Origin of the sequence: Streptomyces sp. NPDC006339 (genome assembly GCF_040612775.1) — a bacterium.
GTDB lineage: Bacteria > Actinomycetota > Actinomycetes > Streptomycetales > Streptomycetaceae > Streptomyces.
In genome coordinates this window covers 1-20,298 of sequence record NZ_JBEXQW010000008.1, presented here as the reverse complement: position 1 = coordinate 20,298, position 20,298 = coordinate 1, and the positions used below count along the sequence as shown (strand labels likewise).

The 20,298-nt window shown below is 73.9% G+C and carries 21 protein-coding genes and 1 other RNA gene; 13 read left to right on the top strand and 9 right to left on the bottom strand.

The genetic code is table 11. The annotated features are described in order from the left end of the window. Window positions 1-122 precede the first annotated feature (122 nt). Window positions 123-521: RNase P RNA component class A (rnpB, locus tag ABZ135_RS08420), an RNA gene on the top strand. Between the two features lie 24 nt (window positions 522-545). On the opposite strand, the gene ABZ135_RS08415 is transcribed toward rnpB, so the two are convergent. Continuing rightward, window positions 546-992 carry a MazG-like family protein gene (locus tag ABZ135_RS08415; RefSeq protein ID WP_356693140.1) on the bottom strand — a complete coding sequence of 149 codons (447 nt, stop codon included), beginning with the start codon at window positions 990-992 and terminating at the stop codon, window positions 546-548. A 78-nt stretch (window positions 993-1,070) separates the two neighbouring features. Here ABZ135_RS08415 and ABZ135_RS08410 point away from each other — a divergent pair, with 78 nt between their 5' ends. Next, entirely contained in the window at window positions 1,071-2,057 is a 987-nt protein-coding gene (locus ABZ135_RS08410) for a hypothetical protein (protein WP_356693138.1), read from the top strand. A 51-nt stretch (window positions 2,058-2,108) separates the two neighbouring features. After that, entirely contained in the window at window positions 2,109-2,441 is a 333-nt protein-coding gene (locus ABZ135_RS08405; RefSeq protein WP_356693136.1) for a nuclear transport factor 2 family protein, read from the top strand. A gap of 60 nt (window positions 2,442-2,501) precedes the next feature. Here the strand turns inward: ABZ135_RS08405 and ABZ135_RS08400 are convergent, their stop codons facing one another. Continuing rightward, complete coding sequence (locus ABZ135_RS08400; protein ID WP_356693134.1) at window positions 2,502-3,290, bottom strand: SDR family oxidoreductase; 789 nt, start codon at window positions 3,288-3,290, stop codon at window positions 2,502-2,504. A gap of 162 nt (window positions 3,291-3,452) precedes the next feature. Between ABZ135_RS08400 and ABZ135_RS08395 the strand changes: the two genes are divergently transcribed. The 3 genes from ABZ135_RS08395 (at window position 3,453) to ABZ135_RS08385 (ending at window position 7,563) form a co-directional block, all read left to right on the top strand. Continuing rightward, the gene (locus tag ABZ135_RS08395) at window positions 3,453-5,159 is read left to right on the top strand and encodes an alkaline phosphatase D family protein (protein ID WP_356693132.1); all 1,707 of its coding nucleotides are present in this window, start codon (window positions 3,453-3,455) and stop codon (window positions 5,157-5,159) included. Window positions 5,160-5,251: 92 nt separating this feature from the next. Next, window positions 5,252-6,520 carry a multidrug effflux MFS transporter gene (locus ABZ135_RS08390; RefSeq protein ID WP_356693473.1) on the top strand — a complete coding sequence of 423 codons (1,269 nt, stop codon included), beginning with the start codon at window positions 5,252-5,254 and terminating at the stop codon, window positions 6,518-6,520. Window positions 6,521-6,585: 65 nt separating this feature from the next. Further along, the gene (locus ABZ135_RS08385) at window positions 6,586-7,563 is read left to right on the top strand and encodes a small ribosomal subunit Rsm22 family protein (protein WP_356693130.1); all 978 of its coding nucleotides are present in this window, start codon (window positions 6,586-6,588) and stop codon (window positions 7,561-7,563) included. On the opposite strand, the gene ddaH is transcribed toward ABZ135_RS08385, so the two are convergent. After that, window positions 7,560-8,390: a dimethylargininase gene (ddaH, locus tag ABZ135_RS08380; protein ID WP_356693128.1), complete on the bottom strand. Its 831-nt coding sequence runs from the start codon at window positions 8,388-8,390 to the stop codon at window positions 7,560-7,562. The two genes, ABZ135_RS08385 and ddaH, sit on opposite strands and share 4 nt — an antisense overlap. A 192-nt stretch (window positions 8,391-8,582) precedes the next feature. On the opposite strand from ddaH, the gene ABZ135_RS08375 reads away from it, so the two are divergent. Both ABZ135_RS08375 and ABZ135_RS08370 read left to right on the top strand, forming a co-directional pair. Next, window positions 8,583-9,209 (top strand): TetR/AcrR family transcriptional regulator, encoded by a 627-nt coding sequence (locus ABZ135_RS08375; protein WP_356693126.1) that lies wholly within the window; start codon window positions 8,583-8,585, stop codon window positions 9,207-9,209. Window positions 9,210-9,342: 133 nt separating this feature from the next. Then, on the top strand, window positions 9,343-10,122 hold the full coding sequence (locus ABZ135_RS08370; protein WP_356693124.1) for a bifunctional DNA primase/polymerase: 780 nt from the start codon (window positions 9,343-9,345) through the stop codon (window positions 10,120-10,122). A 100-nt stretch (window positions 10,123-10,222) separates the two neighbouring features. Here ABZ135_RS08370 and ABZ135_RS08365 read toward each other — a convergent pair whose 3' ends face one another. Further along, window positions 10,223-11,221 carry a hypothetical protein gene (locus ABZ135_RS08365; RefSeq protein ID WP_356693471.1) on the bottom strand — a complete coding sequence of 333 codons (999 nt, stop codon included), beginning with the start codon at window positions 11,219-11,221 and terminating at the stop codon, window positions 10,223-10,225. A gap of 311 nt (window positions 11,222-11,532) precedes the next feature. On the opposite strand from ABZ135_RS08365, the gene ABZ135_RS08360 reads away from it, so the two are divergent. After that, on the top strand, window positions 11,533-12,201 hold the full coding sequence (locus ABZ135_RS08360; protein WP_356693122.1) for a PhzF family phenazine biosynthesis protein: 669 nt from the start codon (window positions 11,533-11,535) through the stop codon (window positions 12,199-12,201). A gap of 46 nt (window positions 12,202-12,247) precedes the next feature. Here ABZ135_RS08360 and ABZ135_RS08355 read toward each other — a convergent pair whose 3' ends face one another. Beyond that, entirely contained in the window at window positions 12,248-12,901 is a 654-nt protein-coding gene (locus ABZ135_RS08355; protein ID WP_356693469.1) for a biliverdin-producing heme oxygenase, read from the bottom strand. Window positions 12,902-13,053: 152 nt separating this feature from the next. Next, window positions 13,054-13,911, bottom strand: a complete 858-nt coding sequence (gene map / locus ABZ135_RS08350; RefSeq protein WP_356693120.1) for a type I methionyl aminopeptidase — start codon at window positions 13,909-13,911, stop codon at window positions 13,054-13,056. A gap of 58 nt (window positions 13,912-13,969) precedes the next feature. On the opposite strand from map, the gene ABZ135_RS08345 reads away from it, so the two are divergent. After that, entirely contained in the window at window positions 13,970-14,230 is a 261-nt protein-coding gene (locus ABZ135_RS08345) for a hypothetical protein (protein WP_356693118.1), read from the top strand. Between the two features lie 51 nt (window positions 14,231-14,281). Here the strand turns inward: ABZ135_RS08345 and ABZ135_RS08340 are convergent, their stop codons facing one another. Together ABZ135_RS08340 and ABZ135_RS08335 are read right to left on the bottom strand one after the other, a co-directional pair. Next, on the bottom strand, window positions 14,282-15,616 hold the full coding sequence (locus ABZ135_RS08340; RefSeq protein WP_356693116.1) for an MFS transporter: 1,335 nt from the start codon (window positions 15,614-15,616) through the stop codon (window positions 14,282-14,284). A 93-nt stretch (window positions 15,617-15,709) separates the two neighbouring features. Next, window positions 15,710-16,315: a hypothetical protein gene (locus tag ABZ135_RS08335; protein ID WP_356693114.1), complete on the bottom strand. Its 606-nt coding sequence runs from the start codon at window positions 16,313-16,315 to the stop codon at window positions 15,710-15,712. A gap of 127 nt (window positions 16,316-16,442) precedes the next feature. Between ABZ135_RS08335 and npdG the strand changes: the two genes are divergently transcribed. After that, window positions 16,443-17,159 carry an NADPH-dependent F420 reductase gene (gene npdG / locus ABZ135_RS08330; protein WP_356693112.1) on the top strand — a complete coding sequence of 239 codons (717 nt, stop codon included), beginning with the start codon at window positions 16,443-16,445 and terminating at the stop codon, window positions 17,157-17,159. 119 nt (window positions 17,160-17,278) lie between these two features. Next, a complete protein-coding gene (locus tag ABZ135_RS08325) occupies window positions 17,279-17,473 on the top strand; it encodes a hypothetical protein (RefSeq protein ID WP_356693110.1) in 195 nt (64 codons plus the stop codon). 10 nt (window positions 17,474-17,483) lie between these two features. On the opposite strand, the gene ABZ135_RS08320 is transcribed toward ABZ135_RS08325, so the two are convergent. Then, window positions 17,484-18,278, bottom strand: coding sequence for a site-2 protease family protein (locus tag ABZ135_RS08320; protein ID WP_356693108.1), 795 nt, complete (start codon window positions 18,276-18,278; stop codon window positions 17,484-17,486). A gap of 263 nt (window positions 18,279-18,541) precedes the next feature. Between ABZ135_RS08320 and ABZ135_RS08315 the strand changes: the two genes are divergently transcribed. Further along, window positions 18,542-20,298: BTAD domain-containing putative transcriptional regulator (locus ABZ135_RS08315; protein ID WP_356693106.1), on the top strand; the 1,757-nt coding region annotated here is incomplete at its 3' end.

The following is a 20,298-nucleotide window of genomic DNA, read 5'->3' as shown; positions in this document are numbered from 1 at the left end:
GAACCCGTACCCGTACCCGTCCTCATACCGCCAGTAGAAACCTTGACGCTGCGACAAGGTCAAGGGAGTCCGAGGGCGCGTGCCCCGCCCGGAACGCCAGGTAGCATGGTCGACACGGCAGACGAGCCGGGCGGACGGCCGCGTGGGGATCCTCGGATCCTCCCGAGGAACGTCCGGGCTCCACAGGGCAAGGTGGTGGCTAACGGCCACCCGGGGTGACCCGCGGGACAGTGCCACAGAAAACAGACCGCCGGGGACCTCGGTCCTCGGTAAGGGTGAAACGGTGGTGTAAGAGACCACCAGCGCCTGAGGTGACTCAGGCGGCTAGGTAAACCCCACCCGGAGCAAGGTCAAAAGGGGACACCCCGGTGTCCCTGCGCGGACGATCGAGGGCTGCCCGCCCGAGTCCGCGGGTAGACCGCACGAGGCCGGCGGCAACGCCGGTCCTAGATGGATGGCCGTCACCCCGACGACCGCGAGGTCCCGGGGTACAGAACCCGGCGTACAGCCCGACTCGTCTGCCCCTTCCCCCCTCGGCCGCCAGGTCAACCGGCGGCCCTCGCCTCCCCGGCCTCCGCCTCGGCGCGCCCGCCGTCCTCCGGTGGCAGCGAGCGGTCCGCGACCCTGCGGAGGTGGCCGGCGAAGACCTCGGCCGCGTCCGGGGTCAGGGTCCGCAGGGCGACCATCGCCGTGATGATGACGTCGCAGAGCTCCGCCTCGACGTCCTGCCAGTTGTGGCTGGTGCCCTTGCGCGGGTTCTGCCCGGTCGCTCCGATCACCGCCTGCGCCGCCTCGCCGACCTCCTCCGAGAGTTTGAGGACGCGGAGCAGAATCTCCTGGCCGGGCGCCAGGTCCTGATGGTCCGTGAGCCAGCCGTGCAGGCGGCCGATCGTGGCCCAGGCGGCGAGTTCCGGCGCGGTGGCGTCCAGTGTGGTGGTGTCCGGTGTGGTGGTGTCCGGCGCGGTGGTGTCTGGTGTGATGGGGGCTGTCATGGAGGGCAAGCCTGCCAGGTCGCGGACGGTCGGTAGGGTGCGCGGGTGATATGCGGACGTGGGCGGTTCAAGGCCGCCGTGGAACAGTTCGAGGCCGCCGTGCGCCGACAGGACGCCGACGCCGCCGAGAAGGCTTTCGAGGCCCTGCAGCGGACCTTCGGCGCGGCGGGCGACGCCGAGCTGCGTGAGGCGGGGCCCCGGCTCGCCGCCCTGCTGCCCGACGTGCCGCCGGGGCCGCGGGCCGTGGTCGCCGTGCTCGTCGGGGCGTGTGTGGAGCGGGGCGCCGACCCGACGGCGTGTGCCCCGAACGTGTTCCGCTGCGCCCGTGAGGCATTCGAGGCCGCCGAGGAGTTCGCCCGCCGCTGGGCGGCGGAGGGCCGGGGCGGGCTGCCGGGCCACGACGGCGAGGGGCTGACGGAGGCGGACGTCGAGCGGTTCGGGTACGGGCCGGTCGCCGCCTGGGAGTCGCTCCAGGAGTTCGAGAGGGCCGGCGTCGCCATGCTCGACTCGCCCGCCGTCCGGCGCGGCACACCCGGGCGACCGGAGCTCCTTGCCGCCGTCCGCGGGGCCGCCGAGGCGGCGGAGGACCGGTTCCGGTTCAAGTGCCTGGAGTACGCGCTGGCCGTGCTCGACGACGAGCCGATCGTCGCGATCGACCGGGCCACCGGTGCCGGATTCGCGCTGCGCGCCTCCGGCATCGGCGACAACTTCCAGCTCGACACCCTCCTCGCCGACGCCCTCATCGGCGCCGGCCACCTGCCCGGCGAGCCGCCGTCCGCCGACGCCGTCGCATGCTGCCGGGACCGGGCGGGCATGGTGCCCACCACCGGCGCCTTCAACCTGGTCGGCGCCGACGGCGAGTGGATCTGGCACGAGGGCAACCCGTCCGACATCCCCGTGGTCGACGGCGTCCGGCTGGTCGTCCTCGATCCGCCCCCGTACGTCCGCAACTGGGACGCCGGGCGATTCTTCCCCGGAATGACCGGTGACCTGGTCCTCGAACGCGTCCTCAAGCCCGAGGAGTCGGCCGCGCTGCTCGCCCAGGTGGCCGAGTCGGTGCGCTGACGCGCCGTCCGGGTCCTCGGTGGGCGGGGTGGGGCGGTGTACGGCTAGGGCATGACGTTTCCCGTGAACCGGCTCAGCGACCCCACCGTGCGCGCCTTCGTGAGCGCCCTCAACGCCAACGACCCGTCCGCCCTCTACGACCTCCTCACGCCCGACGCCACCATGGCCGACGACGGCTCGGACCGGGACGTACGGGAATGGCTCGACCGGGAGGTCTTCTCCTCGAACGGGCACATGGAGGTCGAGGACGAGACGGACGGCGGGCTCGGCCTCGTCGCCACGTACCGGAACGACACGTGGGGCGCGATGCGGACCGCGTGGCGCTTCACCGTCGAGGGCGGGAAGATCTCCCGCTTCGAGACGGGGCAGGCGTCGGCCGACTAGCCCGGGCCCTCCCCTGGGGCGCCGGGCCTCCTGGCCCCGGCCCGCGGCCGTCCCCGCCGCTCACCCCCGCCCGATGTACGGCATCGCCGTCGCCATCACCGTCGCGAACTGCACGTTCGCCTCCAGGGGCAGGCCCGCCATGTGGACCACGGTCGCCGCCACGTCCGACGCGTCCATCACCGGTTCGACCGCCAGTTCGCCGTTGGCCTGGAGGATGCCGGTCTGCATGCGGGCCGTCATGTCCGTGGCCGCGTTGCCGATGTCGATCTGGCCGCAGGCGATGCGGTACGGGCGGCCGTCGAGGGACAGGGACTTCGTCAGGCCCGTCATGGCGTGCTTGGTCGCCGTGTAGGCGATCGAGTGCGGGCGCGGCACATGCGCCGAGATCGAGCCGTTGTTGATGATCCGGCCGCCCTGGGGAGACTGCTCCTTCATCACCCGGAAGGCTGCCTGCGCGCACAGGAAGGCGCCCGTGAGGTTGACGTCCACCACCGTGCGCCAGGTCTCGGGGTCCAGGTCCTCCACGGGCACGCCGCCGCCCGCGAACGTGCCCGCGTTGTTGAAGAGCAGGTCCACCCGGCCCCATCGGGCCCGTACCGCCGAGAAGAGTCCCGTGACCTGCTCCGGCGAGGTCACGTCCGTCGGGACGCACAGCGCCGCGTCCCGGTCGGGGAAGGCCGCGGCCGTCTCCTCCAGGGCCTCCCGGCGGCGGCCCGCGAGCGCCACCTTCCAGCCCGCCTCCGCGAGCGCCCGCGCCACGCTCCGGCCGATGCCCGACCCGGCTCCCGTGACCACCGCGACGCGCGACTCGGGACCCGTGGGCTCGGGACTCGTGGGGTCGCTGCTCATGGGCTCGGTCCTCATGTCCGTACTCATGGCCGCGCAGCGTACGGCAGACGCGTGCCCCATGAACTCATCCGTCCGACACGTGGATGTTCTGTACCCGACAACGCCAGGTCGTCCCGCCCCCCTGCAATACCCGACGGACAACATCCGTCAGGGGAGGGGCACATGACCGTCACGCACACCCACAGCCGCACCGGCACCGGGACCGGGACCGGCACCGGCACCGGGACCGGCACCGGCACCCGCACCGACGCCTACGCGGCGGAACTCCGCGCCGCCGCCCGGCACTTCGGCCGCCGCCGCTTCCTCACCGCCACCGGCGCCGCCGCCGCGCTCGCCTTCGCCGTGAACCTGCCCGCCGCCGGCACCGCCGCCGCGGCCGAGCTCGACGGCCGCCGCGTCACCGAGGACCCGTTCACCCTCGGGGTGGCGTCCGGCGACCCGCAGCCGCACTCCGTCCTCCTGTGGACCCGCCTCGCCCCCCGCCCGTACGAGCCCGGCGGCGGCCTGCCCGCCGGCGCCCGGGTCACCGTCGAGTGGGAGCTGGCCCACGACGAGCACTTCCGCCGGGGCGTCCGGCGCGGCACCGCCACCGCCCACGCCGAGTTCGACCGCACCGTCCACGTCGAGGTCGACGGCCTCGCCCCCGGCCGCGACCACTTCTACCGCTTCCGCGTCGGCGCCTGGACCAGCCCCGTCGGCCGCACCCGCACCGCCCCCGCCCCCGGCGCCCGGCCCGCCGCCCTCAAGCTCGCCGCCGTCTCCTGCCAGGCGTACCACGACGGCTACTTCACGGCCTACCGCCACCTCGCCGACGAGGACCTCGACGTCGTCTTCCACCTCGGCGACTACCTCTACGAGTACGCCGTGAACGCCACCGGCGGCGCCCGCGCCTACACCGACCGCACCCTGCCGGACGTCTTCGCCCGGGAGACCGTGACGCTGGAGGACTACCGGCTGCGCTACGCCCTCTACAAGAGCGATGCCGACCTCAGGGCCGCGCACGCCGCCCACCCCTTCGCCGTCACCTGGGACGACCACGAGACCGAGAACAACTACGCGGGCGACACCCCGGAGAACAGCGTCCCGCCGGAGGAGTTCCTGATCCGCCGCGCCGCCGCCTACCGCGCCTACTGGGAGAACCAGCCGCTGCGCCGCCCCCAGCGCCCCACCGGCCCCGACATGCGGCTCTACCGGCGGCTGCGCTTCGGCCGGCTCGCCCAGTTCGACATCCTCGACACCCGCCAGTACCGCTCCGACCAGGCGTACGGCGACGGCTGGCAGACCCCCGGACCCGCCTCCGAGGACCCCGCGCGCACCATGACCGGCGCCACCCAGGAGCGCTGGCTCCTCGACGGCTGGCGGGACTCCCGCGCCACCTGGAACGTCGTGCCCCAGCAGGTCGTCTTCTCCGAGCGCCGCAGCCTGCCCACCGACGCGTACAAGCTCTCCATGGACTCCTGGGACGGCTACCCCGCCTCCCGGCGGCGGATCCTCGCCGGGGCCGAGGCCGCCGGGATCGAGAACCTGATGGTGCTCACCGGCGACGTCCACGTCGCCTACGGCCTCGACATCAAGGCCGACTTCCGCGACCCCGCCTCCCGGACCGTCGGCACCGAGATCGTCGCCACCTCCATCAGCAGCGGCAAGAACGGCTCCGACCGGCCGGCCAACTACGACAACCTCACCCGGGCCAACCCGCACCTGCGCTTCTACAACGGCCGGCGCGGCTACGTCACGGTCGCCCTCACCGAGGACAGCGCCCGCGCCGACTTCCGTACGGTCGCCGCCGTGACGACCCCGGGAGCCCCGGTCGTCACGGCCGCCTCGTTCGTCACGGAGGCCGGACGGCCCGGTCTGACGCCCGCCTGACACGCGTAACCTTCCGGAGGGATCCGATTGAAGCGGTAACGAAGCAAACGACGAAAACGCAGCAGCGGAACGAAACGGAGCAGTCCATGGCGATGCCGGAGAGCGGCCGGGCCACCACCACCGACGAGCACATAGCACCCGCCCCGGCCGCCTCCGCGCGGACGGCCGGGCTGCTCGTCACCCTCGTCCTCGGCGGTCTCACCGCCCTCCCGCCGCTCTCCATGGACATGTACCTGCCGGCCCTGCCGGAGGTCACCGAGGCGCTGCGCGCGCCCGCCGCGACCGTCCAGCTCACCCTGACCGCGTGCCTCGCCGGCATGGCGCTCGGTCAGCTCGTCGTCGGCCCCATGAGCGACAAGTGGGGCCGGCGGCGGCCGCTGCTCATCGGCATGATCGTGTACGTCCTCGCCACCGCCGTCTGCGCCTTCGCCCCCTCCGCCGCACTCCTCATCGGCTTCCGGCTCCTCCAGGGCCTCGCGGGCGCCGCCGGCATCGTGATCGCCCGTGCCGTCGTCCGCGACCTGTACGACGGCGTGGAGATGGCCCGGTTCTTCTCCACCCTCATGCTCATCTCCGGCGCCGCGCCGATCATCGCCCCCCTTATCGGCGGCCAGATCCTGCGGATCACCGACTGGCGGGGCGTCTTCCACGTCCTCACCGGTGTCGGGGTCGTCCTCACCCTCGTCGTCTGGCGCTTCCTCCACGAGACCCTGCCGCCCGAGCGGCGCCACGCCGGCGGCGTCGGCGCGGCCCTGCGCACCATGCGCGGCCTGCTCGCGGACCGCGTCTTCACCGGCTACATGCTGGCCGGCGGGCTCGCCTTCGCCGCCCTCTTCGCCTACATCAGCGCCTCGCCCTTCGTCGTCCAGGAGATCTACGGCGCCTCCCCGCAGACCTTCAGCCTGCTCTTCGGGCTCAACTCGATCGGCCTCGTCGCCGTCGGCCAGATCAACGGCAAACTGCTCGTCGGCCGGGTCAGCCTCGACAAGGCGCTCGGCTGGGGCCTCGGCATCATCCTGCTCGCCGCCGTCGCCCTGCTCCTGATGACCAGCGGTGTCTTCGGCGAACCCGGACTCCCGGCGGTGGCCGCCGGGCTGTTCGTCCTCATGTCCGCCATGGGCCTCGCGATGCCCAACACCAACGCCCAGGCCCTGATGCGCACCCCGCACGCCGCCGGCTCCGCCTCCGCCCTGCTCGGCACCTCCTCCTTCCTCATCGGCGCCATCGCCTCGCCCCTCGTCGGCATCGCGGGCGAGAGCACCGCCGTCCCCATGGCCGTCGTCCAGCTCGTCTGCGCGACCGCCGCCCTCGCCTGCTTCCTGCTGATGTGCCGCCCCTGGCGCGCGGCCGAGGCGGCCTGACCGCAACGAGGGGACCCGCGCTCGGGCGCGCCGGGCAGCCCCCGCTCGAACACTAGAATGTCGAGGTGAACGCCTCCCTCCCCTCCGCCGAGACCCTGCGCACCGCGCTCGGCGCGGTCCTCGACGGGCTGCCGCCCCGGCAGGCCGCGCAGGCCGTCGAGCGGCTGATCGCCAACTACCGGGGGGTCACCCCGACCGACGCGCCCGTGCTGCGCGACCGGTCCGACGTCGCCGCCTACGCCGCGTACCGGATGCCCGCCACCTTCGAGGCCGTACGGGGCGCGCTGTACGCCCTCGCGGACGCCGCGCCCGACTGGGCGCCCGCCACGCACACGGACGTCGGCGGCGGGACCGGCGCGGCGAGCTGGGCGGTCGCCGAGACGTGGGAGGGCGCCGCCCGCACCACCGTCCTGGACTGGGCCGAGCCGGCCCTCGCCATCGGCGCCGAGCTCGCCCGGGGCGTCTTCGAGGCCGACTGGCGCCGCGAGCGCATCGGCGGGGCGCTGCGCCTGCCCGACAGCGACCTGGTGACCGTCTCGTACGTGCTCAACGAGCTCACCGAGGCGGACCGCACCGCTCTGGTCACCGAGGCCGCCCGGGCCGCGCGGGCCGTCGTGATCGTCGAGCCCGGCACCCCGGACGGCTACGAGCGGATCATCGCCGCCCGCGGCCTGCTGATCGAGCACGGCTTCACCGTCGCCGCGCCCTGCCCGCACAGCGGCGCCTGCCCGATCGTGCCGGGCACCGACTGGTGCCACTTCGCGGCCCGGGTCAGCCGCTCGTCCCTGCACCGGAAGGTGAAGGGCGGCTCGCTGCCGTACGAGGACGAGAAGTACGCGTACGTGGCCGCCACCCGCTTCCCGGTGACCCCGGCCGTCTCGCGGGTGACCCGCAAGCCGCAGATCCGCAAGGGCCAGGTGCTCCTGGACCTCTGCGGCCCCGACGGCCTCGGGCGCGAGACCGTCACCAAGCGGCACGGCACGCTCTACAAGGCGGCCAGGGACGCCGAGTGGGGCGACCCCTGGCCTCCGGACGAGCACTAGCCGCGCAGCTCCTGCGTGCAGCACTTCACGCTGCCGCCGCCCTTGAGCAGCTCGCTCAGGTCCATCCCGATCGGCTCGAAGCCCCGCTCCCGCAGCGGGCCGAACAGGCCCACCGCCGTCTGCGGGAGCAGCACGTGCCGCCCGTCGCTGACCGCGTTCAGACCGAGCACGGCGGCGTCCTCGGCCGGGACGAGCAGGGCGTCCGGGAACAGCCGCTCCAGGACGGCGCGGCTGCCCGGGGAGAAGGCGTCCGGGAAGTACATGACCTCGTCGCGCGCGTCGTCCAGGACGCACAGCGCCGTGTCCAGGTGGTAGTAGCGCGGGTCCACCAGCTCCAGACCGATCACGGGCCGCCCGAAGAACTCCTGGGCCTCGTCGTGCGAGAGCGGACTGGAGCGGAAGCCCCGGCCCGCGAGGATCCAGGACGCCGTCACGGCGAAGTCGCCCTCGCCCTCGTTGACGTGCTCCGGCTCGCGCACGTCGCTGTCCGCGTAACCGTTCCGGCGGAACCAGGCCAGGTGCGCCGCGGCCTCGGCGGTGCGCTCCGGATAGGCGAACCGGGCGCCGAACACCCGGCCGTCCACCACGGTCGCGCCGTTCGCGGCGAAGACCATGTCCGGCAGGCCCGGGATCGGGTCGAGCAGCTCGACGGTGTGGCCGAGCGCGCGGTAGCGGTCGCGCAGGTCCTCCCACTGGGCGAGGGCGAGCGGCAGGTCGACCGGTTTGGTGGGGTCCATCCAGGGGTTGATGGAGTACGTCACCTCGAAGTGCGTGGGTGGGCACATCAGATAACGGCGGGGCGAAGCCTCGCGCGGAGTGGTGCGCAAAGAGGGCTCCTCTGCGGTCGATGAGCGTTGAGCTCATGGTCCGCTTTCCGGGGGCGGTGCGCAGTGGACCGATCGGGTGATTCGGATGAAGAGCGGGCCACCGCGAGGAGGCGGGTGGTGACAGGGATGCGGAAGTGCAGAGAGACACGGGCAGCGAGACGCAGCGTCTCGCCGTTTGGTAGGTTGGGGGCCATGTCCGACACCAAGGCGCCCGACTCCTCCCGCCGCAGCGAACGCTCCCGCCGCGCCATCTACGCCGCCGCCCTCGACCTCGTCTCCGAGCAGGGCTTCGCGAAGACCACCGTCGAGGGCATCGCCGCCCGCGCGGGCGTCGGCAAGCAGACCATCTACCGCTGGTGGCCCGCCAACTCCAAGGCCGCCGTCCTCCTGGAGGCATTCCTCGACCTCGCCGGGCAGGCGGCCGAGGCGGTGGGCGGCGACCTCGACAGTGAGATCCCCGACACCGGAGACCTCGCCGCCGACCTCAAGGCCGTGCTGCGCGCCACCGTCGACGAGCTCAACAACCCCCGCTTCGACCGGCCCAGCCGCGCCCTCGCCGCCGAGGGCGTCGTCGATCCGGTGGTCGGCGCCGAGTTCACCGCCAAGCTCCTGGAACCCCAGCTCCAGGTCTACGCCCGCCGCATCGAGGCCGCTCAGGCCGCCGGGGACGTCGACCCCGGCGCCGACCCGCGCATCGCCCTCGAAATGCTCGTCGGCCCCCTCCACCACCGCTGGATGCACCGCACCCTGCCGCTCACCCACGCCTACGCCGACGCCCTCGTCGACCACGTCCTGCGGGGCCTCGCGCCCCGCTCCTGAGGACCGGCCGCCGACCCCTCCCCGGCGCGCTTGTCGACCCCGGTTCCCGACTCCGGTCACCCGAGGCGCAGGATGGTGGGACCATGGAGAGCCCGTGAGACCGAACGGGCGAGCATGAGGTGTGAGGGGATAGATGGGCGACGGCATCGGCCGCTACCGCGGCACGGAGAGCAAACTCGCACAATGGCTGCGCAGGCGCCCCAAGCGGAGCGCGGCCGATATCGAGAACGACCGCGAGAAGGCGCTCCTGGCCGTCGCCGCCGCGGGGATGCCCCTCGCCCCCGCCGCGTATCCGGTCGGCTACCGCTGTTCCTGTGAGCGGATCGGCTGTCCCACCCCGGCCCGCCACCCCGTCTCCTTCGCGTGGCAGACCCAGTCGACCACCGACCGCGCCCAGATCGAGCGCTGGGCCCGCAACCAGCCCGAGGCCAACTTCATCACCGCCACCGGCATGGTCCACGACGTCCTCGACGTCCCCCTCGCCGCCGGCCGCGCCGCCCTGGAGCGGCTGCTCGCCGAGGGCGTCGAGGTCGGGCCGGTGGCCGTCTCCGGCGCGGCGGAGGAACGGCCCGCCGAGGGCCGCATGCTCTTCTTCACCGCCACCCGGGGCACCCCCGAGGACGAGGACGAGTGGTGGCCCTGCGAGCTGGACTGCCACCCCGAGACGATGGACGAGCACCCGGGGCTGCGCTGGCACTGCCGCGGCAGCTACGTCCTCGTCCCCCCGTCCCGGCTCCCCGGCGACGAGGGCGACCAGCCGGTCCTCGCCTGGCTCCGGGGGCCGGAACACCCTCTCCCCGAGCCCCTCAGCCTCCTGGAGTCCCTCACCGACGCCTGCGCCCGCCACGCGGCCGCACAGGCGGAGCAGGGCGAGCCCGCGGACCACGGGGTCGCCTGGCCGCTGAGCCGGTGAGCCGCTGAGCTGCTAGGGCGCCGAGGCGCGGGGCCGCTGGGGCGCCGAGCTGCTGGGCCGTCCGTACCCGCCGGCGCCCGGGGCCCCGGCGGAGGGGGGCCTACGAGCCCTCCGCCGCCGTCACTCCCTGGAGGCGGCCCACGACGACGACGCCGTCGGCCGTCGTGCCCGCCGGCTTCACCAGCACCGACTGGCTGGAGACCCAGCGCTTGGTGACCGTGTTCTTGATCTCGCCGGTCAGCAGGGCCTGCACGTCCGGGCCGACCTTCGGGCGGTAGCCCGGGGCGGCCGTCTGGCGTTCGAAGTAGCGGGTGGCGAAGAAGACCAGCGCTCCGCCGTCCTCCGTGGCCAGCCCGAGCGGGGCGAAGTCGCCCCGGTTCTCGGGCTGGTCGACGTACTGGGTGACGAGCCCGGGCCGGTTCGCGACCTGCTTCCGTTCGGCCCGCCACTCGGTGGTGTGCGGGCCCGCCGCGAACGGGCCGGGGCGGCCGTCCTTGAGGAAGGCCGCGTACCGCTCGCCGAGGTCCCCCGGCGCGACCGCCAGGTCGGCGGTGTCGGCGGCGACCGGCACCGCGTACCCCGCCTCGGTCTTGAAGGCCGGGACCTCGTCCGGGGTCAGGATCGACAGATAGGCGACCTCCCACAGATGGGAGGCGCTGCCCTTCAGGAAGACCAGGAGCCAGCGGTTGTCGCCCGCGCCCTGGTCGGTGTCCCGGTTGGAGTCGGTGTCCGCGACGAACCAGCGCGGCCAGCCGGCCTTCCGCGGGATCACGAACTTCGCGTCCGTGAGCTCCAGCGGCCGGTGCTCCTTGTTGCCGCCGGGGCTCGTCACCTGACGGGACTTGAGGCCCGCCTGGTTGATCTCACCGAGCGCGCCGGTGACCCGCTCCGCGGAGAGCGCCGGGTCGTGGGCCTTGTCCGCCTTGTTGAAGGCGACCGTGAAGTCCTTCAGGGCCTGCTCGGCCTCGGCCTGCGTCGCCGCCGGGATCAGCTCCCGCTCGCCGTGCACCGTCACGCACCCGCTCGCGGCCAGCGCCAGCACGGACGCGGTCGCCGCGGCGAGCAGCGTCCTGGCCGCCCGCCCCCGCCCCGCCCGCATCTGCCCGGCTCGCGTCGGCCCGGGCCGCCTCAGCCTTCTCATCGGTCTCGGTCGCCTTCTGCTTCTCCACCCGCTGGGACGGACCCGACCCTACCGGGGCCGGGAACGGCGCGAGCGCCGGGATCGGAGAGAGCGCCCGCACCGTGACCTGAAGGACCGTCGGATCCGAGGCCAGGCGCCCGCGCGGCGGGCGCTGACCCGCTCGTACGCGGCGGCGCTCGCCTCCGCCGCGTACGGCGAGGGCCCCGCGCCCACCTGGCCGATTCCCGGCGGAGCCGCCGAAGGGGACGCCTGGATGCTTGAATTCCGCCATGAACACGACGGTCACTGACATCGACGTCCTGCGGGTCTTCTGCGCGGGCGACGGCCGCCACGGCAATGCCCTCGGTGTCGTACGGGACGGGCGCGGGTACCCCGACGAGGCCGCCCGGCAGGCGCTGGCCAAGGAACTCGGCTTCAGCGAGACCGTGTTCGTGGACGACCCCGAGCGCGGGACCGTCGACATCTACACGCCCGGCCTGCGCCTCCCCTTCGCCGGCCACCCGCTCGTCGGCGCGGCCTGGCTGCTCGACCTGGAGGTCGTCCACCCGCCGGCCGGCGAGGTCTGGGTGCGCGGCGACGGCGAGTTCACCTGGATCGAGGCCCGCGCTGAATGGGTCCCGCCGCGCACCCTGCGCCGATACGGTTCCGCCGCCGAGGTGGAGGCCCTGGACGTGCCCGAACCGGGGGAGTGGATCTACGCCTGGGCGTGGGAGGAGGAGGCCGCCGGCCGGGTACGGGCGCGGGCCTTCCCGGGGCGCGGCGACGGCATCGACGAGGACGAGGCGACCGGCGCGGCGGCGCTGCTGCTCGCCGCCGAACTCGGCCGGGCGCTCAACATCACCCAGGGCCGGGGCTCACAGCTCCTCACCGCCCCGGGCCCCGACGGCATCGTCGAACTCGGCGGCCGGGTCCGCCTGGAGCGGACCCTCACCGTCTGATCCGCAGGCGGCCTCCGGCCGGCAGGCGGCCGGTGCCCGGCGATCGTCAGGCGGCGCTGAGCGGGAACTCGCCCGCCAGCTCCCGGAACACCGCCCCGTTGAAGTCGAAGGCCCGCTTGCACTCGTCGATGATCCGCTGCTTCTCCAGGTCGTCGGCGTTCACGCCGTCGAGCAGCTCCCGGTAGGCCCGCTTGAAGGCGGCCGGGTTGGGGATCGCGTCGAAGACGTAGAACCGCACGCCGTCGCCCTTGCGCGCGAAGCCCCAGGTCCGCTCGGCCTTGTCGCGGATGATCTGACCGCCCGACAGGTCGCCCAGGTAGCGCGTGTAGTGGTGCGCCACATAGCCGGCCGGCCAGTCGCGGGCGCACTCGGCGACCCGCGCCGCGTACGCCTCCGTCGCCGGCAGCGCGGAGAGACCGGCGCGCCAGTCCGGGCCGCGCAGATGGGCGAGGTCCTGCTCCAGGGCGGCCGTGCGGAACAGCTCCGGCTGTATGAAGGGCCCGGCGACGGGATCGTCCCGCAGGGACTCGGCGCCGTCCTCCAGGGCGCGGTACACGAACCAGAGCTGCTCCGTGTAACGCGCGTAGGCGTCGACGGCGAGGCGTCCGCCGAGGAGGTCGCTCATGAACGTGGACGACTCCGCTTCCGTGTGCTGCTCGTGCGAGGCGGTGCGGATGAGCGTCGAGAAGGGCGTGTCCAAGGTGTCCAAGGCGTGCCTCCGGGACCGTAGGGGGTCGGGAACCTGCGATCGAGGACGATCCTGCCGACTTAGGCTTGCCTAAGTCAACTGGTTCCCGACGACCTGTCGGTAAAAACGCTACCCACGGAACGGCCCGGGGCAACGTGTCCCGGTCACGGCAGGGTGAGGATCTCGGCCCCGGTCTCGGTCACCACGAGCGTGTGCTCGAACTGCGCGGTCCGCTTCCGGTCCTTGGTCACCACGGTCCAGCCGTCCTCCCACATGTCGTACTCGTGCGTGCCGAGCGTCAGCATCGGCTCGATCGTGAAGGTCATGCCCGCCTGCATGACCGTCGTGTGGTGGGGGGAGTCGTAGTGCGGAATGATCAGGCCGGAGTGGAAGGACGAGTTGATGCCGTGCCCCGTGAAGTCCCGCACGACGCCGTAACCGAAGCGCTTGGCGTACGACTCGATGACCCGGCCGATGACGTTGACCTGGCGGCCCGGCCTGACCGCCTTGATCGCGCGGTTCAGGGACTCCCGGGTGCGCTCGACGAGCAGCCGGGACTCCTCGTCGACGTCGCCGCAGAGGTAGGTGGCGTTGTTGTCGCCGTGGACGCCGTGGATGTACGCGGTGACGTCCAGGTTCACGATGTCGCCGTCCTTCAGGACGGTCGAGTCGGGGATGCCGTGGCAGATGACCTCGTTGACCGAGGAGCACAGCGACTTCGGGAAGCCGCGGTAGCCGAGCGTGGAGGGGTAGGCCCCGTGGTCGCACATGTACTCGTGGGCGACCCGGTCCAGCTCGTCCGTGGTGACGCCCGGCGCGATGTGCTTGGCGGCCTCCTCCATGGCCCGCGCGGCGATGCGGCCGGCGATCCGCATCCGCTCAATGGTGTCGGAGTCCTGCACCTCGGGCCCGGAATACGGGGTAGGAGCGGGCTTGCCGACGTACTCGGGGCGGCGGATGGACCCCGGAACGGAACGGTGGGGGGAGAGCTCCCCCGGTACGAGAAGCGACTGGCCAGACATGTCAGCGAGTCTAACGACCGCGTCTGGGGCAGCATGGTGACGGAGGAAGGAGCCGAGGATGGCCCTGTTCAAGAAGCGTACGGCCGGCAAGCCGGGCGAGTGGTTCTACTGCCTGGAGCACAAGAAGGTGGAGGAGGGCCCCGAGTGCCCGGCCAAGAACCGCTTCGGCCCCTACGGGAGCCGCGAGGAGGCCGCCCGCGCCCTGGAGACCGCGAAGGAGCGGAACCTCGAGTGGGAGACGGACCCGCGCTGGCACGACACGTCGGGCGGCGGGACCGGGACCGGGACCGCGACGGGCAAGGACGAGGTCCCGGACTAGGCCAGGACCGGTCGCGGACCGCTTCCGGGCCGCTTCAGGAACGGTTTCCGACTAGGCCGAGGCCGGCCGGGGCTCTTCCCGGGGCTCCGGTTGTGCCTCCGCCTGCCCCTCGCGCCGGGCGTCCTGCTGTGCCTTGCGCCGCAGGGCGTCCTCGTCCGTCGTCGCGTCGTACGTGAGCAGCCTGGGCAGCGCGAGGCACAGCAGGCCCACCGACGCCACGCAGGCCACACCGCCCGACCAGACCGCGGCCCGCGTCCCCGTCCAGCCGGCCACGCCGCCCGCACGGAGCTGGCCGAGCTGGGGGCCGACGCTGTACGAGAGCACCTCGATGCCCGCGAGGCGGCCGCGCAGTTCCTCGGGGATCGTCTGGTTCCAGATCGTCGACCGGCCGAGCCCGCTCAGCATGTCGCCGGCGCCCGCGAAGGCCAGGCACAGGAGCACCAGCCACACGTTCGCGAACCAGCCGGCCGCCGCGATGGCGAGCCCCCAGCCGGCCGCCCCGGCCACCACCAGCAGCCCGTGCCGGCGCACCCGCGAGGTCCAGCCGCTCGTCATCCCGAGCACCAGCGAGCCCACCGACCCCGCCGCGTACATCAGGCCCAGCGACCACTCCGCGTCCAGGTCGTCCGCGAGGAACGGGAAGATCGTGTTCGGGAAGGCGAAGAACATCGCGGCCAGATCGATCGCGTATGTGCCCAGCAGCACCGGCCGCGACCAGGCGTACCGCGCGCCCTCCGCGATGCCGCGCAGCGACGGCTTGTCGGCGTCGCGCGCGGGCGGCGCGGGCGAGAGCCCCCGGCACAGCAGGACGGACAGGGCGTAGCCGCCCAGCGTCACCCCGTACGCGGCCGCGTGCCCCGCGTACGCCACGACCAGGCCCGCCAGGGCCGGGCCCGCGATGGAGCCGAGCTGCCAGCGCAGCGAGTTCAGGGCGGCCGCGGCCGTCTGCTGTTCGTGCGGCACGATCCGGGCGAGGAGCGAGTCGAGCGCCGGCCGCTGCAGCCCCGACAGGGCCGAGACGCCGGCGGCGACCACGTACAGCGGCCAGAGCATCGGGCGCGGCAGCAGCGCGTTCACGAGCAGGACCAGGGCGAGGAGTCCGAGTCCCGCCTCGGTCGCCACGATCACCTTCCGCCGGTCCACCGCGTCGGCGAGCGCCCCGCCGTACAGCCCGAACACGACCAGCGGCACCAGCTCCACGGCCCCCATCACGCCCACGGCGAAGGGGGAGCCGGTCAGCTCCTTGATCTGGAGCGGCAGCGCGACCAGGGCCATGAACGAGGCGAAGACGGTGACGAGCCCCTGCACCCACAGCAGCCGGTAGTCCGACGACGAGCGCCAGGGCGCGAGGTCGGGCAGCAGACGGGCGAGGGCGAGGCGCTTCACGGGGCCCCATGCTCGACGTGCCCCGGTGCCCCGGGCAACCGAATTACCGGGCGTGCGCCACCGGGGCAAGCCGTCACCACCGGGGGCGAGCCGTCACCACCGAGGGGGCGGGGGAGCCGTCAGGTGGTCCGCGAGCCGGGACAGCCGGGCGCGGAGGGTCGGACGGCCCCGTGGGGCCGGGGGCAGGCGGTTCTCGCCGGTGGCCGCGCTCACCAGGTGCTGGACGGTGTCCAGGTCGACCTCCGCGTCCGCCGGCACCGTCAGGGTCTCGTGCGCCAGGCCGAGCAGCTCCGTGTCGCCGGCGTCCAGGGACAGCACCGTCGCCCCCGCCCTGCGGGCGTCGTGGACCCGTTCGAGGAGCCCCGCGTCGGGCCGCGACGGCGCGACCATCAGCAGCGTCTCCCCCCGGCCCGCCGACTCGATCCGGCCGAGCCCGACCGCCAGGTGCGCCGGGTCGCCCGGCCGTGCCCGGTGCCGCACCAGGGTCGGGGCGAGCTCGGGCCGGCCCGACCAGGCCGACTCGTCCACGAGGTGCGCGGCCAGGTGCCACGGCTCGTACTCCTCCGTGCCGACGAGCAGCAGCCCGCCCCCGCGCGAGACGACGGAGGAACGCAGCGAGCCGGCGAACCGGCGGGCGGCGGCCGGCCACTCGGTACCGGCGAGGACCTCACGCAGCAGTGCGACACGAACGGCGTCCATGGAGCCGCATGGTGCCCCCGGCGGGCCCTCGCGCGCGGGCGTTCGACGCGGACTCACCCGTACGGGGGTCGCGGAGGCGCTCACCCGTACGGGGGCGCGGAGGCGACCGGCCAGTAATGTCGGGGCCATGACTTCCTCCACCACCGCTTCCCAGGCCGCCCCCCAGGCCGCCCCCAAGGACCCGTGGGACCTCCCCGACGTCTCCGGACTCGTCGTCGGCGTCCTCGGCGGCACCGGGGACCAGGGCCGCGGCCTCGCCTACCGGCTCGCCAAGGCCGGCCAGAAGGTGATCATCGGCTCGCGCGCGGCGGACCGCGCCCGGGCCGCGGCCGCCGAGCTCGGCCTCGGCGTCGAGGGCGCCGACAACGCCGAATGCGCCCGCCGCAGCGACGTCGTCATCGTCGCCGTGCCGTGGGACGGCCACGCCAAGACCCTGGAGTCGCTGCGCGAGGAGCTCGCCGGCAAGATCGTCGTGGACTGCGTGAACCCGCTCGGCTTCGACAAGAAGGGCGCCTACGCGCTCAAGCCGGAGGAGGGCTCCGCCGCCGAGCAGGCCGCCGCGCTGCTCCCCGACTCGAGGGTCACCGCCGCCTTCCACCACCTGTCGGCGGTCCTCCTCCAGGACGCCTCGATCGACGAGATCGACACCGACGTGATGGTGCTCGGCGAGGTCCGCGCCGACGTCGAGATCGTGCAGGCGCTCGCCGGGCGCATCCCCGGCATGCGCGGCGTCTTCGCCGGCCGGCTGCGCAACGCCCACCAGGTGGAGTCGCTGGTCGCCAACCTGATCTCGGTGAACCGCCGCTACAAGGCCCACGCGGGCCTGCGCGTCACCGACGTCTGAGCCGCCCGGTCCGGACCGCCCGGCCGGGGCCGCCGAGCCGGTACCGGGCGCGAAAGGGGCATGGGGGACACTGGACGGGCACCACCAGCCGTACCGGTACCGGACAGGAGCCGACCCCCATGCCCCGCCTTGCCCTCTACGCCCTCGCCGTCTGCGCCCTCGCCGTCGTGGCGGCCGTCGTCTCCTTCGCCCAGGGAAGCTGGCTCGGCGTGATCTGGGTGCTCTTCGCCGGCCTGTCCTCGAACATGGCCTGGTACTACGTGAAGCGCGGCCGCACCACCTCCACCTCCACCTCCACCTCCACCACCGGCTGACGGTCGACGGCTAGACCGCGCAGATCTCCGGCTGGTCCTGCCAGAACCGGTAGAGGTTCGAGCCGCAGTAGCGCGACAGCTCCGGCACGCCCAGTGCCCGCATCAGCGCGTCGATGGCGTCGAAGAAGGCGCCGTTGACGGCGGGGACGAAGAGCAGCGCGATGACGACGAAGAAGCCGTACGGCGCGTACGGCTCGATCTGCCGCTTGATCCGGTACGACAGCCAGGGCTCGATCACGCCGTAGCCGTCCAGGCCGGGCACCGGCAGGAAGTTCAGCAGGGCCGCCGTCACCTGGAGGAACGCCAGGAAGGCGAGCGCGTAACGGAAGACGACCGGCACGCCGTCGAGGGCGCCGAGCCAGAACGGCGCGGTGCAGACGACGGCGAACAGGACGTTGGTGAGCGGTCCGGCCGCCGAGATCAGGCTGTGCTTCCAGCGTCCCCGGATCCGGCCGTGGTCGATGAAGACGGCGCCGCCCGGCAGACCGATGCCGCCCATGATCACGAAGAGCACGGGCAGGATGATGCTCAGCACGGCGTGGGTGTAGGCGAGCGGGTTGAGGGTCAGATAGCCGCGGGCGCCGACCGTGATGTCCCCGCCGTGCAGGGCGGTGCGGGCGTGCGCGTACTCGTGGAGACAGAGCGAGACGATCCAGGCCGAGGTCACGAAGAGGAAGACGGCGAGGCCGGGGGAGGCCGCGAAGTCCGTCCACACGGCCCAGCCGGTGACGGCCATGACCGCGAGGATCGCCAGGAAGACGGGACTGATCCGCCGTTCGTCGTGGCGCGAGGTGGTCGTGGACATGCGGGGCTCCCGGGGGCGGCGGTCTGGGTCTGCGTACGGTCGGGCGGTGGCGTGCTGTGTTGCGGGAAACGTACCGGGCGGCCGTACGGGTTCCTGAGGCGGGTTCCTGAGGTTCCTGAGGCGGGCCCACGGCTGCGGGCCCGCGGGTGCCGGTTCGCGGCACCGGGCGGCGGGTGCGGGGCAGGGGGTGTGGCCGGGCGCCGGGCGGCGGGTGCGGGGCAGGGGGTGTGGCCGGGCGCCGGGCCGGGGCGGCCTCGCGGAGAATGGGGCCCGTGCGCTATTCGGTCCTCGGCCCCACGCGGGCCCACACGTCAGAAGGCACCGCCGTGGCCGTGGGCGGCCCGCGGGTGCGGGCGTTGCTCGCCGTGCTCGCGTTGCGGGCCGGTCGCGCGGTGCCCGTGGGGCTGCTCGTCGACGAGGTGTGGGGTGCCGAGCCGCCGGCCGACCCGGTCGCCGCGCTCCAGGCGCTGGTGGGCCGGCTGCGCCGGGCGGTCGGCCACGAGCGGGTGCTGTCCACCGACGGCGGCTACCGGCTGGCCGCCGCGCCCGACGACGTCGACGCGCACCGCTTCGTACGGCTCGCCGCCGAGGGGACGCGGGAGCTGGACGCGGGCCGCCCGGGGCGGGCCGCCGAGCTCCTCGGCGAGGCCCTCGCCCTGTGGAAGGGCCCCGTCCTCGCCGACCTGCCCGACCGCGCGGCCGAGGCCGCCCGCTGGGAGGCCCGCAGGCTCGACGCCCGCCGGGCCGCGCTGACCGCGGCCCTCGCCCTGGGCGAGGCCGCCGCCGTGCTGCCCGAGCTCGACGCCCTGTGCGTGGACCACCCGCTGGACGAACCCCTCCACGCCCTGCGCCTGCGGGCCCTGCGCGACGCGGGCCGCTCGGCGGAGGCACTGGCCGCGTACGACGCGGTCCGCCGCGCGCTCGCCGACCGCCTCGGCGCGGATCCGTCCCCCGAACTCCGGGCGCTGCACGCCGAGTTGCTGGAGGCGGCGGCGCACCCGGCCGAGAAGCCCGGGGCCGGGCCTGCGGTGGGCAATCTGCGCGCCCGGCTCACCAGCTTCGTCGGCCGCGAGGACGACATCTCCGCCCTCCGGGAGGACCTGCGCACCACCCGCCTGGTCACCCTCCTCGGCCCCGGCGGCGCCGGCAAGACCCGCCTGTCGCAGGAGGCCGCCGAGGCGGTCGGCGGCGGGTGGCCCGACGGCGTCTGGCTCGCCGAACTCGCCCCCGTCAAGGACCCCGAGACCGTCACCGAGGCCGTGCTCGCCGCGGTCGGCGCCCGCGAGACCGTACTGCGCGGCGCCGGCGCCGAGGAACTCCGCATCGGCGAGGACCCGACGGGCCGCCTCGTCGACCACTGCGCGGACCGCCGGATGCTCCTGCTCCTCGACAACTGTGAGCATGTGGTGGGTGCGGCGGCGGGGTTGGTGGAGGTGCTGCTTGCGCGGTGTCCGGGGTTGACGGTGCTTGCGACGAGTCGTGAGCCGTTGGGGGTGCCGGGGGAGGTGCTGCGGCCGGTGGGGCCGTTGCCGGTGGAGACGGGGGTGCGGCTGTTCGGGGAGCGGGGCGCGGCGGTGCGGCCGGGGTTCCGGGCGGCGGACGATCCGGAGGCGGCGGCGGAGATCGTGCGCCGGCTGGACGGTCTGCCGCTGGCGATCGAGCTGGCCGCGGCGCGGCTGCGGATGCTGACGCCGCGGCAGATCGCGGAGCGTCTGGACGACCGTTTCCGGCTGCTGACCTCGGGCGCGCGCACGGTCCTTCCGCGTCAGCAGACCTTGCGCGCGGTGGTGGACTGGTCCTGGGAGCTGCTGGACGAGGCCGAGCGGGCGGTCCTGCGGCGTCTGGCGGTCTTCACGGGCGGCTGCGGCCTGGAGGCGGCGGAGGCGGTCTGCGGTGAGCCGGGGCAGGGGTCCGAGGTGCTGGATCTGCTGGGCGCGCTGGTCGACAAGTCGCTGGTCGTGGCCGCTCCCACGGAGGCCGGTATGCGCTACCGGCTCCTCGAGACGGTCGCGGAGTACGC

Bases quoted from the DNA above. Each gene is read 5' to 3' on its own strand.
- ABZ135_RS08415 (WP_356693140.1), bottom strand. From the start codon at position 992: ATGACAGCCCCCATCACACCAGACACCACCGCGCCGGACACCACCACA.
- ABZ135_RS08405 (WP_356693136.1), top strand. From the start codon at position 2,109: ATGACGTTTCCCGTGAACCGGCTCAGCGACCCCACCGTGCGCGCCTTC.
- ABZ135_RS08400 (WP_356693134.1), bottom strand. From the start codon at position 3,290: ATGAGCAGCGACCCCACGAGTCCCGAGCCCACGGGTCCCGAGTCGCGC.
- ABZ135_RS08395 (WP_356693132.1), top strand. From the start codon at position 3,453: ATGACCGTCACGCACACCCACAGCCGCACCGGCACCGGGACCGGGACC.
- ABZ135_RS08390 (WP_356693473.1), top strand. From the start codon at position 5,252: ATGCCGGAGAGCGGCCGGGCCACCACCACCGACGAGCACATAGCACCC.
- ABZ135_RS08375 (WP_356693126.1), top strand. From the start codon at position 8,583: ATGTCCGACACCAAGGCGCCCGACTCCTCCCGCCGCAGCGAACGCTCC.
- ABZ135_RS08370 (WP_356693124.1), top strand. From the start codon at position 9,343: ATGGGCGACGGCATCGGCCGCTACCGCGGCACGGAGAGCAAACTCGCA.
- ABZ135_RS08365 (WP_356693471.1), bottom strand. From the start codon at position 11,221: ATGCGGGCGGGGCGGGGGCGGGCGGCCAGGACGCTGCTCGCCGCGGCG.
- ABZ135_RS08360 (WP_356693122.1), top strand. From the start codon at position 11,533: ATGAACACGACGGTCACTGACATCGACGTCCTGCGGGTCTTCTGCGCG.
- map (WP_356693120.1), bottom strand. From the start codon at position 13,911: ATGTCTGGCCAGTCGCTTCTCGTACCGGGGGAGCTCTCCCCCCACCGT.
- ABZ135_RS08345 (WP_356693118.1), top strand. From the start codon at position 13,970: ATGGCCCTGTTCAAGAAGCGTACGGCCGGCAAGCCGGGCGAGTGGTTC.
- ABZ135_RS08335 (WP_356693114.1), bottom strand. From the start codon at position 16,315: ATGGACGCCGTTCGTGTCGCACTGCTGCGTGAGGTCCTCGCCGGTACC.
- npdG (WP_356693112.1), top strand. From the start codon at position 16,443: ATGACTTCCTCCACCACCGCTTCCCAGGCCGCCCCCCAGGCCGCCCCC.
- ABZ135_RS08325 (WP_356693110.1), top strand. From the start codon at position 17,279: ATGCCCCGCCTTGCCCTCTACGCCCTCGCCGTCTGCGCCCTCGCCGTC.
- ABZ135_RS08320 (WP_356693108.1), bottom strand. From the start codon at position 18,278: ATGTCCACGACCACCTCGCGCCACGACGAACGGCGGATCAGTCCCGTC.